The 13267-nt window shown below is 41.0% G+C and carries 11 protein-coding genes and 2 tRNA genes; 11 read left to right on the top strand and 2 right to left on the bottom strand.

Translation table 11 applies throughout. The features are described 5' to 3' along the window. Positions 1 to 131 precede the first annotated feature (131 nt). Positions 132 to 1106 carry a porin gene (locus tag PVK62_RS08650; RefSeq protein WP_274444104.1) on the bottom strand — a complete coding sequence of 325 codons (975 nt, stop codon included), beginning with the start codon at positions 1104 to 1106 and terminating at the stop codon, positions 132 to 134. Positions 1107 to 1698: 592 nt separating this feature from the next. On the opposite strand from PVK62_RS08650, the gene greA reads away from it, so the two are divergent. Further along, complete coding sequence (greA, locus tag PVK62_RS08645) at positions 1699 to 2172, top strand: transcription elongation factor GreA (RefSeq protein ID WP_274444067.1); 474 nt, start codon at positions 1699 to 1701, stop codon at positions 2170 to 2172. Positions 2173 to 2268: 96 nt separating this feature from the next. Here greA and yhbY read toward each other — a convergent pair whose 3' ends face one another. Then, positions 2269 to 2565, bottom strand: coding sequence for a ribosome assembly RNA-binding protein YhbY (yhbY, locus tag PVK62_RS08640; RefSeq protein WP_274444068.1), 297 nt, complete (start codon positions 2563 to 2565; stop codon positions 2269 to 2271). Positions 2566 to 2683: 118 nt separating this feature from the next. Here yhbY and rlmE point away from each other — a divergent pair, with 118 nt between their 5' ends. The 10 genes from rlmE (at position 2684) to infB (ending at position 13212) form a co-directional block, all read left to right on the top strand. After that, complete coding sequence (rlmE, locus tag PVK62_RS08635) at positions 2684 to 3313, top strand: 23S rRNA (uridine(2552)-2'-O)-methyltransferase RlmE (protein ID WP_274444071.1); 630 nt, start codon at positions 2684 to 2686, stop codon at positions 3311 to 3313. A gap of 85 nt (positions 3314 to 3398) precedes the next feature. Then, positions 3399 to 5366, top strand: coding sequence for an ATP-dependent zinc metalloprotease FtsH (ftsH, locus tag PVK62_RS08630; RefSeq protein WP_274444072.1), 1968 nt, complete (start codon positions 3399 to 3401; stop codon positions 5364 to 5366). A 65-nt stretch (positions 5367 to 5431) separates the two neighbouring features. Continuing rightward, on the top strand, positions 5432 to 6265 hold the full coding sequence (folP, locus tag PVK62_RS08625; RefSeq protein WP_274444073.1) for a dihydropteroate synthase: 834 nt from the start codon (positions 5432 to 5434) through the stop codon (positions 6263 to 6265). Between the two features lie 59 nt (positions 6266 to 6324). Then, the gene (gene glmM, locus PVK62_RS08620) at positions 6325 to 7662 is read left to right on the top strand and encodes a phosphoglucosamine mutase (RefSeq protein WP_274444074.1); all 1338 of its coding nucleotides are present in this window, start codon (positions 6325 to 6327) and stop codon (positions 7660 to 7662) included. A 151-nt stretch (positions 7663 to 7813) separates the two neighbouring features. Further along, on the top strand, positions 7814 to 8146 hold the full coding sequence (gene secG, locus PVK62_RS08615) for a preprotein translocase subunit SecG (RefSeq protein WP_130044302.1): 333 nt from the start codon (positions 7814 to 7816) through the stop codon (positions 8144 to 8146). Between the two features lie 9 nt (positions 8147 to 8155). After that, positions 8156 to 8240: transfer RNA gene (locus tag PVK62_RS08610), tRNA-Leu, on the top strand. Between the two features lie 69 nt (positions 8241 to 8309). Next, positions 8310 to 8386: transfer RNA gene (locus PVK62_RS08605), tRNA-Met, on the top strand. Positions 8387 to 8551: 165 nt separating this feature from the next. Further along, positions 8552 to 9007 (top strand): ribosome maturation factor RimP, encoded by a 456-nt coding sequence (gene rimP, locus PVK62_RS08600; RefSeq protein ID WP_012549404.1) that lies wholly within the window; start codon positions 8552 to 8554, stop codon positions 9005 to 9007. 18 nt (positions 9008 to 9025) lie between these two features. Further along, positions 9026 to 10513: a transcription termination factor NusA gene (gene nusA, locus PVK62_RS08595; RefSeq protein ID WP_274444075.1), complete on the top strand. Its 1488-nt coding sequence runs from the start codon at positions 9026 to 9028 to the stop codon at positions 10511 to 10513. A gap of 23 nt (positions 10514 to 10536) precedes the next feature. Beyond that, positions 10537 to 13212, top strand: a complete 2676-nt coding sequence (infB, locus tag PVK62_RS08590) for a translation initiation factor IF-2 (RefSeq protein WP_274444076.1) — start codon at positions 10537 to 10539, stop codon at positions 13210 to 13212. Positions 13213 to 13267: the final 55 nt, after the last annotated feature.

The raw sequence follows: 13267 nt of genomic DNA, 5'->3' as shown, positions 1-13267 counted from the left end.
TAAAGATAATTGAGAGTATCTTAGCGCTTGCAGCGAATGATGTGTAATGAATAGGACAAAATTAATGGAATGTCACAAATAAAAAACGCCCACCGAGGTGAGCGTTTTATTTAAGTAAGAGTTAAGACTGATTAGAAGTCGTAACGCATACCTAGAGCTAGTTCGTCTTCAGTCATTACGTTAGAGATGCCTTTAGCTGCATCTTTGTCTAACATGTTCAGATTGTAAGAGATGTACGTGCGGAAGTTTGCGTTGAAAAAGTACGTAGCATCTACAGCAAAGTTATCAGCACTTAGGTTTTTAACACCAACAGTATTCACTTCGTGATCAGCGTTGTTATACGTTGATGTAAATACTGTTTTACCCATGGTGTAAGCTACCGCTGCTTCAAAACCTGTATAATCGAAACGTGAAACTTCACCGGTTGTGAATGTACCAGCAAAGTACAGATCACCCATAGTGTAAGAACCCGCGAACATTGCTTCGTTATCTTTAGCTTGATCAGCGTAACCAGCACCTAGTTTAAAGCCTGAATCGCCAAATGCGTAGATACCAGATAGTGCGAAACCATCTTTACCATTATCAGTATATTTATCATTTACATCTGTACGGTCAGCAAAACGGTAGTTTGCTTTCGCAGAGAAGTCACCAAATGTGCCTTTGTAGCCAAGGTTGTTATCAGTACGGTCAGCTACCGCGATTTTTTTAGCTGCTGAATTACCCGCGTATGCCATGATATCAGTGAAGTCAGTGATAACGCCTAGCGCACCGTCGTTTTTACCGTAAGTTACTTCACCAAAGTTACCGCCGATTCCAGCATAAGCGTAACGATTGTCTAATGAAGAGCCAGAATCATTGTCGTTAGTGGTGAATTCGCCTTCCCAGAAGCCAACACCGTATAGGCCATCAGTAATTTGAGTTGTGCCTTTAATGTTTAAACGAGCACGAGTCTTGTCTTCTGCTTCACCGTCCTTCATAGATAGACGAGCTTCAGCACGACCACCCATAGCTAGAGATTGGTCTGCGCCTTTGTAGATTTCTGCTGCGTTTACTGCGCCAGCTGAAGTAATTGCTGCTACTGCTAGAGCTAGTACTTTTTTGTTCATCATTATTCTAATTCCTATAAGGGTGGAGGAGATTATGTCCATTTTAAATGAAGTTCATGAACAATAACTTCTTATTTTTAAGAGTAGTTATCATTTAAATTCACTGTTTCAATAACTATATTTTCAGGGGCATCGCGGCTAAAAGGTTAGTAAAACAATCTAAAAACTACAATTGCACACTGTTTTTAATTATTTTTTTGTGATCCTTATCATTAAAAATCAGGTGTTTATAAATTTAACAATAAGTTTGTATAAAATTTGAGTCAAAGCGTGTTTTATGTTTTTTTTAGTTTTAACTATAAAAATAATGTGACGAAACTCTCAGTTTATATTTAATAATGCCTTATTTTAAGGTGTGTTTTTATTTTTGAGACGAACTTCTTACTTCTGTTGCTGTCCTTCTTGCAAACAAATATCAGAAACAAGCAATAGAATAGGTGATAAAAGCCATTTCTTTGTTTACACTAGAGCAAATTAAATTTAAACAGATACACTTAGGATTATGTTCTTATTCGCAAATTGTTGCAGTAAGTCAGCCTTGGTGGGATTTTTATTTGCTGAATTTGTAATTTCAGCTTTAGAGGTAGAAAATATGAATAAGGTACCAATGACGGTACGTGGCGAGAAGCTACTGCGTGATGAACTAGACGTATTGTTAAAGCGTCGCCCTTTGATTTCAAAAGCAATTGGTGAAGCTCGTGAGCTTGGCGATTTGAAAGAAAACGCGGAATATCATGCAGCTCGTGAAGAGCAAGGTATTTGTGAAGCACAGATCCGTGATATCGAATATAAATTATCAATGGCGCAAGTTATTGATGTAACCAAAATGACCAACACAGGAAAGGTTATTTTTGGTGCGACAGTAATGCTAATCGATGTAAATACTGATGAAGAAGTAACATATCAGATCGTTGCAGATGATGAAGCAAGTATTAAAGATGGTCGTATTTCAGTAAATTCTCCGATTGCTCGTGGTTTAATTGGCAAAATGGAAGGAGATGAAGTGAACATTCAGACTCCTGGCGGCACTAAAGAGCTTGAAATAGAAAAAGTAGAATACATTTAAATGTTACTACGATAAAAAATATAAAGGCCGCGTAGTTATCTTTCGAAAAGAAAACTAAGACGGCCTTTTTAATTTCTTACAGAATTAATGTAGAAATTATTTTCTAGGGATCTCGATTTTACGAGCTTCGCTAGCACGGAATAGAACAAGAGTCTTACCGATAACTTGTACTTTTTCAGCTTCTGTTTCACGAATGATTGCTTCAACAATCAATTGTTTAGTGTCACGATCTTCAGAGGCGATTTTAACTTTGATTAGCTCGTGGTGGTTAAGAGCAATCTCAATTTCAGCTACTACAGCTTCAGTAAGACCATTTGAGCCCATCATTACAACGGGTTTTAAATTGTGAGCAAGGCCTTTAAGGTGTTGCTTCTGTTTTGTGCTTAGGTTCATATATACCCGATTTTTTCTATATTAAGGGTTGAAAACAGCCTATTCTAACGCCATCTATCCCTGAAGACTATTTTTTGTTTCAGTCTTCTAATTTAAATTAAGTATTTTTAGGTAATGCATGAGTAAGAATAAACTTTCAGCAAGCTCTGGCCGCTGGTTAAAAGAACATTTTGATGATAAATACGTTCTTGAAGCGCAAAAAAGAGGTTATCGCTCTCGTGCTATTTTCAAGATTGAAGAAATTCAAAATAAAGACAAGCTATTAAAGCCTGGAATGACGGTGGTTGACCTTGGTGCTGCTCCAGGTGGGTGGTCACAATTCGCGGTTGAACAAGTTGGTGATTCTGGGCAAGTGATTGCTTGTGATATTTTAGCGATGGACTCAATCGCAGGTGTGAGTTTTTTGCAGGGGGACTTTAGGGAAGAAGCAGTATTAGACGCATTGCTTGAACGTATTAAACCGAATATGGTCGATGTGGTAATGTCTGATATGGCTCCAAATATGGCGGGTAACCCAGCAGTAGACCAACCAAGAGCTATGTATCTTGTTGAGCTTGCTTTGGATATGTGTCGTCAAGTTTTGGCGCCTAACGGCAGCTTCGCAGTGAAAGTATTCCAAGGTGAAAGCTTTGATGCATACTTACAAGAAGTGCGTACTATGTTTAAAGTTGTTAAGATCAGAAAACCAGATTCATCACGTGCACGTTCTCGTGAAGTGTATATTGTAGCCACTGGTTACAAAGGATAATTCGTACGTAGTAGCTACAGCTTATAAACTGTAGTACTCTATCTTTCATCTATTTAGTTAACGCGGGGTTAACACCTTGAGTGACATGGCAAAAAATCTAATATTATGGCTAGTTATTGCTGTCGTTTTAATGTCAGTATTCCAAAGCTTTGGACCGAGTGATAGCTCTGGTCGTTCGATTGACTACACCACCTTTGTAAAAGAAGTCGGTAATAGTCAGGTACAAGAAGCAACCTTTAATAATCGTGAAATAAAGGTGATGAAGCGTGACGGTACTCGTTATGTGACATACATGCCTGTATTCCAAGATCCTAAATTGCTTGATGACCTTATTAACCAAAACGTAATCGTTAAAGGAACACCGCCTGAAGAGCAGAGCTTACTTGAGTCTATCTTTATTTCGTGGTTCCCAATGATTCTTCTTATTGGTGTTTGGATCTTCTTTATGCGTCAAATGCAAGGCGGCGGTGGCAAAGGGGCAATGTCCTTTGGTAAAAGCAAAGCCAAGATGATGACTGAAGAGCAGATCAAAACAACCTTTGATGATGTTGCTGGTTGTGATGAAGCAAAAGAAGACGTTAAAGAGTTGGTTGATTACTTACGTGAACCAAGTCGTTTTCAGAAGTTGGGTGGTAAGATCCCAACAGGTGTTCTTTTGGTTGGACCTCCTGGTACGGGTAAAACACTGATTGCAAAAGCGATTGCTGGTGAAGCTAAAGTACCGTTCTTCTCAATTTCAGGTTCTGACTTCGTTGAAATGTTCGTTGGTGTTGGTGCATCTCGTGTGCGTGACATGTTTGAACAAGCGAAGAAATCATCACCTTGTATTATCTTTATCGATGAAATCGATGCTGTAGGTCGTCAACGTGGCGCTGGTGTTGGCGGTGGTAATGATGAACGTGAACAAACACTGAACCAAATGTTGGTTGAGATGGATGGTTTTGAAGGTAACGAAGGTATTATCGTTGTTGCTGCAACTAACCGTCCTGATGTTCTGGATGCAGCGTTATTACGTCCAGGCCGTTTTGACCGCCAAGTTGTTGTTGGTTTACCAGATATTCGCGGTCGTGAACAAATTCTTCAAGTTCATATGCGTAAAGTGCCATTAGCCGGTGGTGTTGAACCATCGCTTATTGCTCGTGGTACACCGGGTTTCTCTGGTGCCGATCTGGCAAACTTAGTGAACGAGGCTGCGTTATTCGCGGCTCGAACAAATAAGCGTGTTGTATCAATGGTTGAGTTTGAGCTTGCGAAAGACAAAATCATGATGGGTGCAGAGCGTAAATCAATGGTAATGACAGAAGAGACTAAAGCCTCGACTGCGTATCATGAAGCGGGTCATGCTATTGTTGGTCGTTTAGTTCCTGAACACGATCCAGTATATAAAGTATCAATTATTCCACGTGGCCGTGCGCTAGGTGTAACGATGTACTTACCTGAGCAAGACCGAGTAAGCATGAACCGTCAGCACTTAGAATCTATGATTTCAAGTCTATACGGTGGCCGATTGGCTGAAGAGCTTATTTACGGTGTTGATAAAGTATCAACTGGAGCATCAAACGATATTGAACGAGCTACGGATATTGCACGTAAAATGGTAACCCAATGGGGTTTCTCGGATGCGCTAGGACCATTATTATACGCAGAAGACCAAGGTGACCCGTTCTCTGGTCACGGCGGCTCTCATCATGCTAAGCACGTTTCTCCAGAAACACTGCAACTGATTGATGCTGAAATCCGTACCATCATTGATCGTAACTATGCTCGCGCTAGACAGATCCTTGAAGATAATATGGATATCATGCATGCAATGAAAGATGCATTGATGAAATTTGAAACGATTGATGCAGGTCAGATTGATGACTTGATGGACCGTAAAGCAGAAATTCGTGAACCACAAGGCTGGGGTGATGATAATCAATCTCAAGCGAAAGATGAAAAACCTGCGCAAAAAGCGGAACAAGAATCAAAAGTAGAAGAGAAGGTTGAGGAAGAAAATACAACGCAACCAGCTGAAGATACTAAGAGTGATTCTGATTCATCAGAAAAATAAGATGAATTAAGTTAAAAATAAACCCCGAGTTATGCTCGGGGTTTTTGTATTTAAAAGGACTGATCATGAAATTGATAAGTAAAGATAAGACGTTAATACTGGACCGCTCTCATGTGATGGGGATCCTTAATGTTACGCCGGACTCTTTTTCTGATGGTGGTAAATTTACCCATTTAGATGCAGCGTTAAAACAAGCGGAAAAAATGGTAAATGCAGGTGTCAGCTTTATTGATATTGGTGGTGAGTCAACAAGGCCAGGTGCTCCCGAGGTAGAGCTTCAGCAAGAGTTAGATAGAGTTCTTCCAATTATTGAGGCAATACACCAACGATTTGATACGTGGGTATCGGTCGATACAAGTAAAGCCGTTGTGATGGAGGAAGCAGTTAAAGCGGGCGCTGATTTAATAAATGATGTGCGCGCACTGCAAGAGCCAAATGCGTTGGAGGTTGCAGCGAAAGCAAACGTACCTGTTTGTTTAATGCATATGCAGGGGCAGCCACGCACAATGCAATCTAATCCTATCTATAACGATCTATTTACTGATGTATCTACTTTTTTAGAGGAGCGAATTGTTGCTTGCCAATCGGTTGGCATCGCAAAAGATAAGTTAATTCTTGATCCTGGGTTTGGATTTGGCAAAACCTTGGCGCATAATTACCAATTGCTTGCAAATTTAGAACGCTTCCATCAATTAGGTCTTCCTATCTTGGCGGGAATGTCGCGTAAATCAATGATTTTTAAACTGCTGGATATCGAGCCTAAGCAGGCAGTATCTGGAAGCTTGGCGTGTGCAAGTATTGCTGCAATGAAAGGTGCTCAGATTATTCGTGTGCATGATTTTGAGCAGACAATGGATATCGTTAAAGTATGCCAAGCAACATTAGAACAAGTATCTTAACTTAATACCTCTGGTATTATATTTAACTAAATTATTAGAATTAAAGCATGGAGTACAGCATGGCTGAGCGTAAATATTTTGGAACCGATGGTGTTCGTGGTCTTGTAGGTCAAGCACCTATCACCCCTGATTTTATTATGAAACTGGGTTGGGCTGCTGGACAAGTTTTAGCTAAGCAAGGCACAAAAAAAGTCATTATTGGTAAAGATACGCGTATTTCAGGCTATATGTTGGAATCTGCCTTAGAGGCTGGTTTGGCTGCTGCTGGTTTACAAGCAAAATTTACGGGCCCAATGCCAACACCTGCTGTGGCTTATTTAACTCAAACTTTCCGTGCAGAAGCAGGGATCGTTATTTCAGCATCTCATAACCCTTATTATGATAACGGCATTAAATTTTTCTCATCAGAAGGAACTAAACTTCCTGATGATATCGAAATGGCGATTGAAGCAGAGCTAGATAAACCAATGACGTGTGTAGAATCTGCGTTATTAGGTAAAGCATCTCGCTTAAATGATGCTGCTGGACGTTATATTGAATTTTGTAAAAGCACCTTCCCTAAAGAGCTGAGCTTGGCGGGAGTTAAAATGGTTGTCGATTGTGCCCATGGTGCAACGTATCATATTGCTCCTAATGTATTTAAAGAATTAGGCGCTGAGATCATTACTCTTGGTTGTGAGCCAAACGGTACCAATATTAACCATGAAGTAGGGGCGACAGATGTGCGTGCACTACAAGCTAAAGTGTTAGAAGAAAAAGCCGATTTTGGTGTTGCTTTTGATGGTGATGGCGACCGTATTATCATGGTTGATGAGTTTGGTGCAAAAGTTGATGGCGATCAAATTGCTTATATTATCGCACGTGACGCATTACGCCGTGGTGAGTTAAAAGGCGGTGTTGTTGGTACTCTTATGACTAATATGGGAATGGAAGTCGCATTGCGTCATTTAGGGATCCCATTTGTTCGCTCTGATGTTGGTGACCGTTATGTGATGGAAAAACTATTAGAGAACAACTGGTTAATAGGGGCTGAGAATTCAGGCCATGTTATTCTTTTGGATAAAGTAACCACGGGCGATGCCATTGTTGCAGCACTTCAAGTGATAGCTTCTATTGTCGGTAGTAAAATGTCATTACAAGAATTATGTAATGGTATGACAATGTTCCCTCAAGTGTTGGAGAACGTTCGCTTTACTGGCGATAGTAACCCTCTTGATTCTGATGCCGTTAAAGCAGCTCAAGCTGATGTAGAATCAAAATTAGGTGATAATGGTCGAGTTTTATTACGTAAATCCGGAACAGAACCATTAATTCGCGTTATGGTAGAGGGCGAAAATGCTGAGCTTGTTCAGCAATATGCGCTGCAAATAGCGGATGCAGTAAAAGAAAGCTGTTAATTTGAGCAATTAAATGAAATTGAACGTTTTTTGTTAATTTTAACTTGTCATAGTAGCCTAGTTTGGTTAATATCCCTCGGCCTCTTAATTGAGAGGGCGCTGGTGTTGCCAATAGGCTACCGGTACATTAATTAGATACATGGGTGACGGAATGCATACGATTCTACTTGTGATTTATCTGATTGCCGCAGTCGGTGTAATTGGCCTAGTATTGGTACAACACGGTAAAGGCGCAGATATGGGAGCTTCATTTGGGGCTGGAGCATCAAATACAGTATTTGGCTCTGGTGGCTCTGGAAACTTTTTAACCCGAATGACTGCAATTTGTGCAACAGTATTTTTCATTATCAGTTTAGCGCTAGGCAATATGTCTACACATAAATCTGAAGGTTTTGATCTTAAATTAGATCAACAAGCTACAGAGCAAGTAATTGATAATACGAGCGACGTTCCTGCTACTGAAAACAGCGACGTACCTCTTTAAACGACTTTAGCCGAGATGGTGAAATTGGTAGACACGCTAGCATGAGGTGCTAGTGCCTTATGGTGTGAGGGTTCAAGTCCCTCTCTCGGCACCATATTCAGACAAGAATCTGATTCTTGTAATAAAAGGATAAAGAAACTATACTTTCTTTGTTCTTTTCGGACGCGGGATGGAGCAGCTTGGTAGCTCGTCGGGCTCATAACCCGAAGGTCGTCGGTTCAAATCCGGCTCCCGCAACCAATTATCTAGTAAAAGTAATTGCTCTTATTAGATAAGTCACGCAAGTGGCATTCAGGGTCCAGCAGTACTAAACCCCGCAATTATCGGGGTTTTTTGCTATCTGAAACAGACTGTTTTTTAAAAATTGGGCCTTTAGTGCCCTTTTTTTGTTTTCAGGGGATATCAATGACAGGATTAGAAAGACAACTAACAGAAATGCTTGAGGCTCCTGTTGGTGCTTTAGGTTATGAATTGGTCGGTTTAGAATTTATTCGTGCGGGTGAACATTCAACGTTACGTGTATTTATCGACCATGAAAATGGCATCTTTGTGGAGGACTGTGCGGAAGCCAGTCGTCAAATCAGTGCAGTAATGGATGTAGAAGATCCAATTACAGTAGCATATAACCTAGAGGTTTCGTCTCCAGGTCTTGAACGTCCACTGTTTAAAGCCGCACATTATCAACAATTTGTTGGTCACGAAGTCAGCCTTGTATTAAAAATGCCGATGAATAACCGTCGTAAATGGAAAGGGGATATCCTAGACATTAACGGTGAAATTGTTACGGTTACAGTTGATGGTAACAATGAAGAATTTGCGTTAAGCAACATTTCAAAGGCGAACTTAGTTCCTAAATTTTAAGGCTGAATAGAGGCTAAAATGAACAAAGAAATCTTAGCTGTTGTAGAAGCAGTATCAAATGAAAAAGCGGTTCCTCGTGAGCGAATTTTTGAAGCATTAGAAATCGCGCTAGCAACAGCAACAAAGAAAAAATCTGAATTAGACATTGAAGTACGTGTTGCGATTGATCGCAAAACAGGTGCTGTTGAAACTTTCCGTCGTTGGGAAGTGGTTGCTCAAGTTGAGAACCCAACATTAGAAATTTCTATTGAAGCGGCACAATTTGAAGATGAAACGATCGAAATCGGTGGTTTTGTTGAAGATGATATCGAATCAGTAACGTTTGACCGTATTACTACACAAACAGCGAAGCAAGTTATCGTACAGAAAGTACGTGAAGCTGAACGTGCAATGATTGTTGAACAATTCATTGATAACGAAGGTGAGTTAATCACTGGTATCGTTAAAAAAGTAAATCGTGATGCAATCATCGTTGATCTTGGTAACAACGCTGAAGCGGTAATTTTACGTGAAGACCAACTTCCTCGTGAAAACTTCCGTCCTGGTGACCGTGTTCGTGGTCTCTTATACGCAGTGAAACCAGAAGCTCGTGGCTTCCAGTTATTCATGACTCGTTCAAAAGGCGTTATGCTGACTGAATTGTTCCGCGTAGAAGTGCCAGAAATTGGTGAAGAGCTGATTGAACTTAAAGCGGCAGCTCGTGATCCAGGTTCTCGTGCTAAAATCGCAGTGAAAACTAACGATAAGCGTATTGATCCAGTAGGTGCGTGTGTTGGTATGCGTGGCGCACGTGTTCAAGCAGTATCAAACGATCTTGGCGGTGAGCGTATCGATATCGTGCTTTGGGATGATAACCCAGCGCAATTCGTTATCAATGCAATGGCACCAGCTGAAGTTGCTTCTATTATTGTTGATGAAGACAACAATACTATGGATATTGCTGTTGAAGCTGATAACCTAGCACAAGCTATTGGCCGCAGTGGTCAAAACGTACGTCTAGCATCTCAACTAACGGGTTGGGAACTAAATGTAATGACAGTTGCTGATCTTAACAAGAAGCACCAAGAAGAAGCTCAAGGCTCTATTGATGCATTTGTTAAGCACTTAGACATCGATGAAGACTTCGCTCAATTACTTGTTGAAGAAGGTTTCACAACACTTGAAGAGATCGCTTACGTTCCTGTAAATGAACTACTTGAAGTTGAAGCGTTAAACGAAGAAACAGTAGGTCTTCTTCGTACTCGAGCTAAGGAAGCATTAACAACACTTGCACTAGCGCAAGAAGAATCTTTAGATGGTATTGAACCAGCTGAAGACTTACTTGCTCTTGAAGGTTTAGAGCGTGAGCTAGCGTTCAAACTTGCAGCTAAAGGTGTAATTACACTAGAAGACCTTGCAGACCAAGGTGTTGATGAGCTGTCAGATATTGAAGACCTAACAGAAACTCGTGCTGGTGAGTTAATCATGGCAGCACGTAACATTTGTTGGTTCAGCGACGAAGCATAATTATTTCAGCAAGGAGAAGCGGTATGACAAAGCTTACGGTAAAAGCACTTAGTGAAGAAATTGGAACTCCGGTTGACCGCTTACTTCAGCAATTTTCAGATGCTGGTATTAATAAAAAAGATGGAGACTCTGTTTCTGAAGGCGAAAAGCAATCATTGCTTGTTCATCTAAAGAAAGAGCATGGTAGTGCTGATGAAAGCGCTTCACCAACCCGTCTAACTCTTCAACGCAAGACTCGTAGCACATTAAGTGTTGCGGGTTCAGGCGGAAAAAGTAAAGATGTGCAAATTGAAGTACGTAAAAAACGTACTTATGTGAAAGCAAGCACTCTTGAAGAAGAGAAAAAGGCTGAGCAACTGAAAGCGGAAGCTGAAGAACAAGCAAAACGTGATGCAGAGGATGCTGCAATTCGCGAACTTGAACAGAAAGCACAACGTGAAGCGGAAGAAAATGCTAAACGTGATGCTGAAGCAGAGGTTAAAGCAAAGCGTGACGCTGAACAAAAAGCGAAGCGTGCTGAGACCGAAAAGGCTAAAAAAGAAATGACTACTAAAAACGATCAAGCAAAAAAAGAAGCTGATGAACTAAAACTTCGTCAAGAACGAGAAGCGACTCGTAAAGCAGAAGCAGAAGCTGCAAAACTAGTTGAAGATGCTCGTAAACTAGCTGAAGAAAATGAAGCTCGTTGGAAAGAAGAAGAGCAGAAAAAATCAGCAGCTGAAAAAACTGCAGATTACCACGTAACGACCTCATCTCACGCTCGTGAAGCAGAAGATGCAGCTGACCGTAAAGATGAACAACAGCCTCGTCGTCGTAAGAAGAAAGCAAAACCTGCTGAAGCATCTCGCGGTGGTCGTAACCAACGTGGCGGTCGCAACAAGAAGCCTCTAGTAAACAAACCTACTTCAATGCAACACGGCTTTGATAAAACAGCAACCGTTGCTAAGCAAGATGTTGCAATTGGTGAGACGATTGTTGTTTCTGAACTGGCAAGTAAAATGTCAGTAAAAGCGACTGAAGTAATTAAAGTTATGATGAAGATGGGTGCTATGGCGACCATCAACCAAGTTATTGACCAAGAAACAGCAGCTCTGGTTGCTGAAGAAATGGGCCATAAAGTGGTTCTTCGTAAAGAAAACGAATTAGAAGAAGCAGTACTGTCTGATCGTGATAACAACGCAGAGGTTGAAGGCCGTGCTCCTGTTGTTACTATCATGGGTCACGTTGACCACGGTAAAACTTCTACACTAGATTATATCCGTCGCGCACACGTTGCTGACGCGGAAGCTGGTGGTATTACACAGCACATCGGTGCATACCACGTTGAAACTGACAACGGTATGATCACATTCCTTGATACTCCAGGACACGCAGCGTTTACTGCTATGCGTGCTCGTGGTGCTCAAGCGACAGATATCGTTGTACTTGTAGTTGCTGCAGATGATGGCGTTATGCCACAAACAATCGAAGCTATCCAACACGCAAAAGCGGCTGGTGTTCCTCTGATTGTAGCGGTAAACAAAATCGATAAAGAAGGCGCTAACCCAGACAACGTTAAAAATGAGCTTGCTCAATATGACGTTATTCCTGAGGAGTGGGGCGGCGAGAACATCTTTGTTCATATCTCTGCTAAGCAAGGTACAAACATCGAAGGTCTTCTAGAAGCTATCCTTCTTCAATCTGAAGTACTTGAACTAACCGCTGTTAGAGAAGGTATGGCATCAGGTGTTGTTGTTGAATCTCGTCTAGATAAAGGTCGTGGCCCAGTTGCTACTGTTCTTGTTCAGTCTGGTACTTTAAACAAAGGCGATATCGTTCTTTGTGGTCAAGAGTACGGCCGTGTTCGTGCAATGCGCGATGAAAACGGTAAAGATATTGAAACAGCGGGTCCTTCTATTCCTGTAGAAATTCTTGGTCTTTCTGGTGTTCCTGCATCAGGTGACGAAGCAACAGTTGTTCGTGATGAGCGTAAAGCGCGTGAAGTTGCTAACTACCGTCAAGGTAAATTCCGTGATGTTAAACTGGCTCGTCAACAAAAAGCGAAACTAGAAAACATGTTTGCAAACATGGAAGCTGGTGAAGTAGCTGAATGTAATGTTGTACTTAAAGCTGACGTTCAAGGTTCTGTTGAAGCGATTGCTGATTCACTACTTAAATTGTCTACTGACGAAGTTAAAGTGAACATCATTGGTTCTGGTGTTGGTGGTATTACTGAAACTGATGCAACACTTGCAGCAGCATCTAATGCAATCCTTCTAGGCTTCAACGTTCGTGCTGATGCGACAGCTCGCCGTACAATTGAAAATGAAAACCTAGACCTTCGTTACTACTCAATCATCTACCAATTGATTGACGAAGTTAAACAAGCGATGGGCGGTATGCTTGCTCCTGAGTTCCGTCAAGAAATCATTGGTCTTGCACAAGTACGTGAAGTATTTAAGTCTCCTAAACTTGGCGCTATCGCGGGTTGTATGGTTACTGAAGGTACTATTAAGCGTAACAACCCAATTCGTGTTTTACGTGACAATATCGTAATTTACGAAGGTGAACTAGAATCACTACGTCGTTTCAAAGACGATGTTGCTGAAGTTAAAAATGGTTACGAGTGTGGTATCGGCGTTAAGAACTACAACGATGTTCGTGCTGGCGACCAAATCGAAGTATTTGAAATCATTGAGATTCAACGTACTCTTGATTAATTGACTATAATTACTTCTATTATTCAATGAAATAATGGAGTAATCGGTTGTTAAA

Source organism: Aliivibrio sp. S3MY1 (genome assembly GCF_028765575.1).
In the GTDB taxonomy this organism is placed as follows: Bacteria; Pseudomonadota; Gammaproteobacteria; order Enterobacterales; family Vibrionaceae; genus Aliivibrio.
Note: the sequence above shows the minus strand (reverse complement) of the source record. Positions and strands in the feature narration are given on the sequence as shown.

What these genes read in the sequence shown, in the direction of transcription:
- PVK62_RS08650 (WP_274444104.1), bottom strand. Translation starts at nt 1,106, where the DNA reads ATGAACAAAAAAGTACTAGCTCTAGCAGTAGCAGCAATTACTTCAGCT.
- greA (WP_274444067.1), top strand. Translation starts at nt 1,699, where the DNA reads ATGAATAAGGTACCAATGACGGTACGTGGCGAGAAGCTACTGCGTGAT.
- yhbY (WP_274444068.1), bottom strand. Translation starts at nt 2,565, where the DNA reads ATGAACCTAAGCACAAAACAGAAGCAACACCTTAAAGGCCTTGCTCAC.
- rlmE (WP_274444071.1), top strand. Translation starts at nt 2,684, where the DNA reads ATGAGTAAGAATAAACTTTCAGCAAGCTCTGGCCGCTGGTTAAAAGAA.
- ftsH (WP_274444072.1), top strand. Translation starts at nt 3,399, where the DNA reads ATGGCAAAAAATCTAATATTATGGCTAGTTATTGCTGTCGTTTTAATG.
- folP (WP_274444073.1), top strand. Translation starts at nt 5,432, where the DNA reads ATGAAATTGATAAGTAAAGATAAGACGTTAATACTGGACCGCTCTCAT.
- glmM (WP_274444074.1), top strand. Translation starts at nt 6,325, where the DNA reads ATGGCTGAGCGTAAATATTTTGGAACCGATGGTGTTCGTGGTCTTGTA.
- secG (WP_130044302.1), top strand. Translation starts at nt 7,814, where the DNA reads ATGCATACGATTCTACTTGTGATTTATCTGATTGCCGCAGTCGGTGTA.
- rimP (WP_012549404.1), top strand. Translation starts at nt 8,552, where the DNA reads ATGACAGGATTAGAAAGACAACTAACAGAAATGCTTGAGGCTCCTGTT.
- nusA (WP_274444075.1), top strand. Translation starts at nt 9,026, where the DNA reads ATGAACAAAGAAATCTTAGCTGTTGTAGAAGCAGTATCAAATGAAAAA.
- infB (WP_274444076.1), top strand. Translation starts at nt 10,537, where the DNA reads ATGACAAAGCTTACGGTAAAAGCACTTAGTGAAGAAATTGGAACTCCG.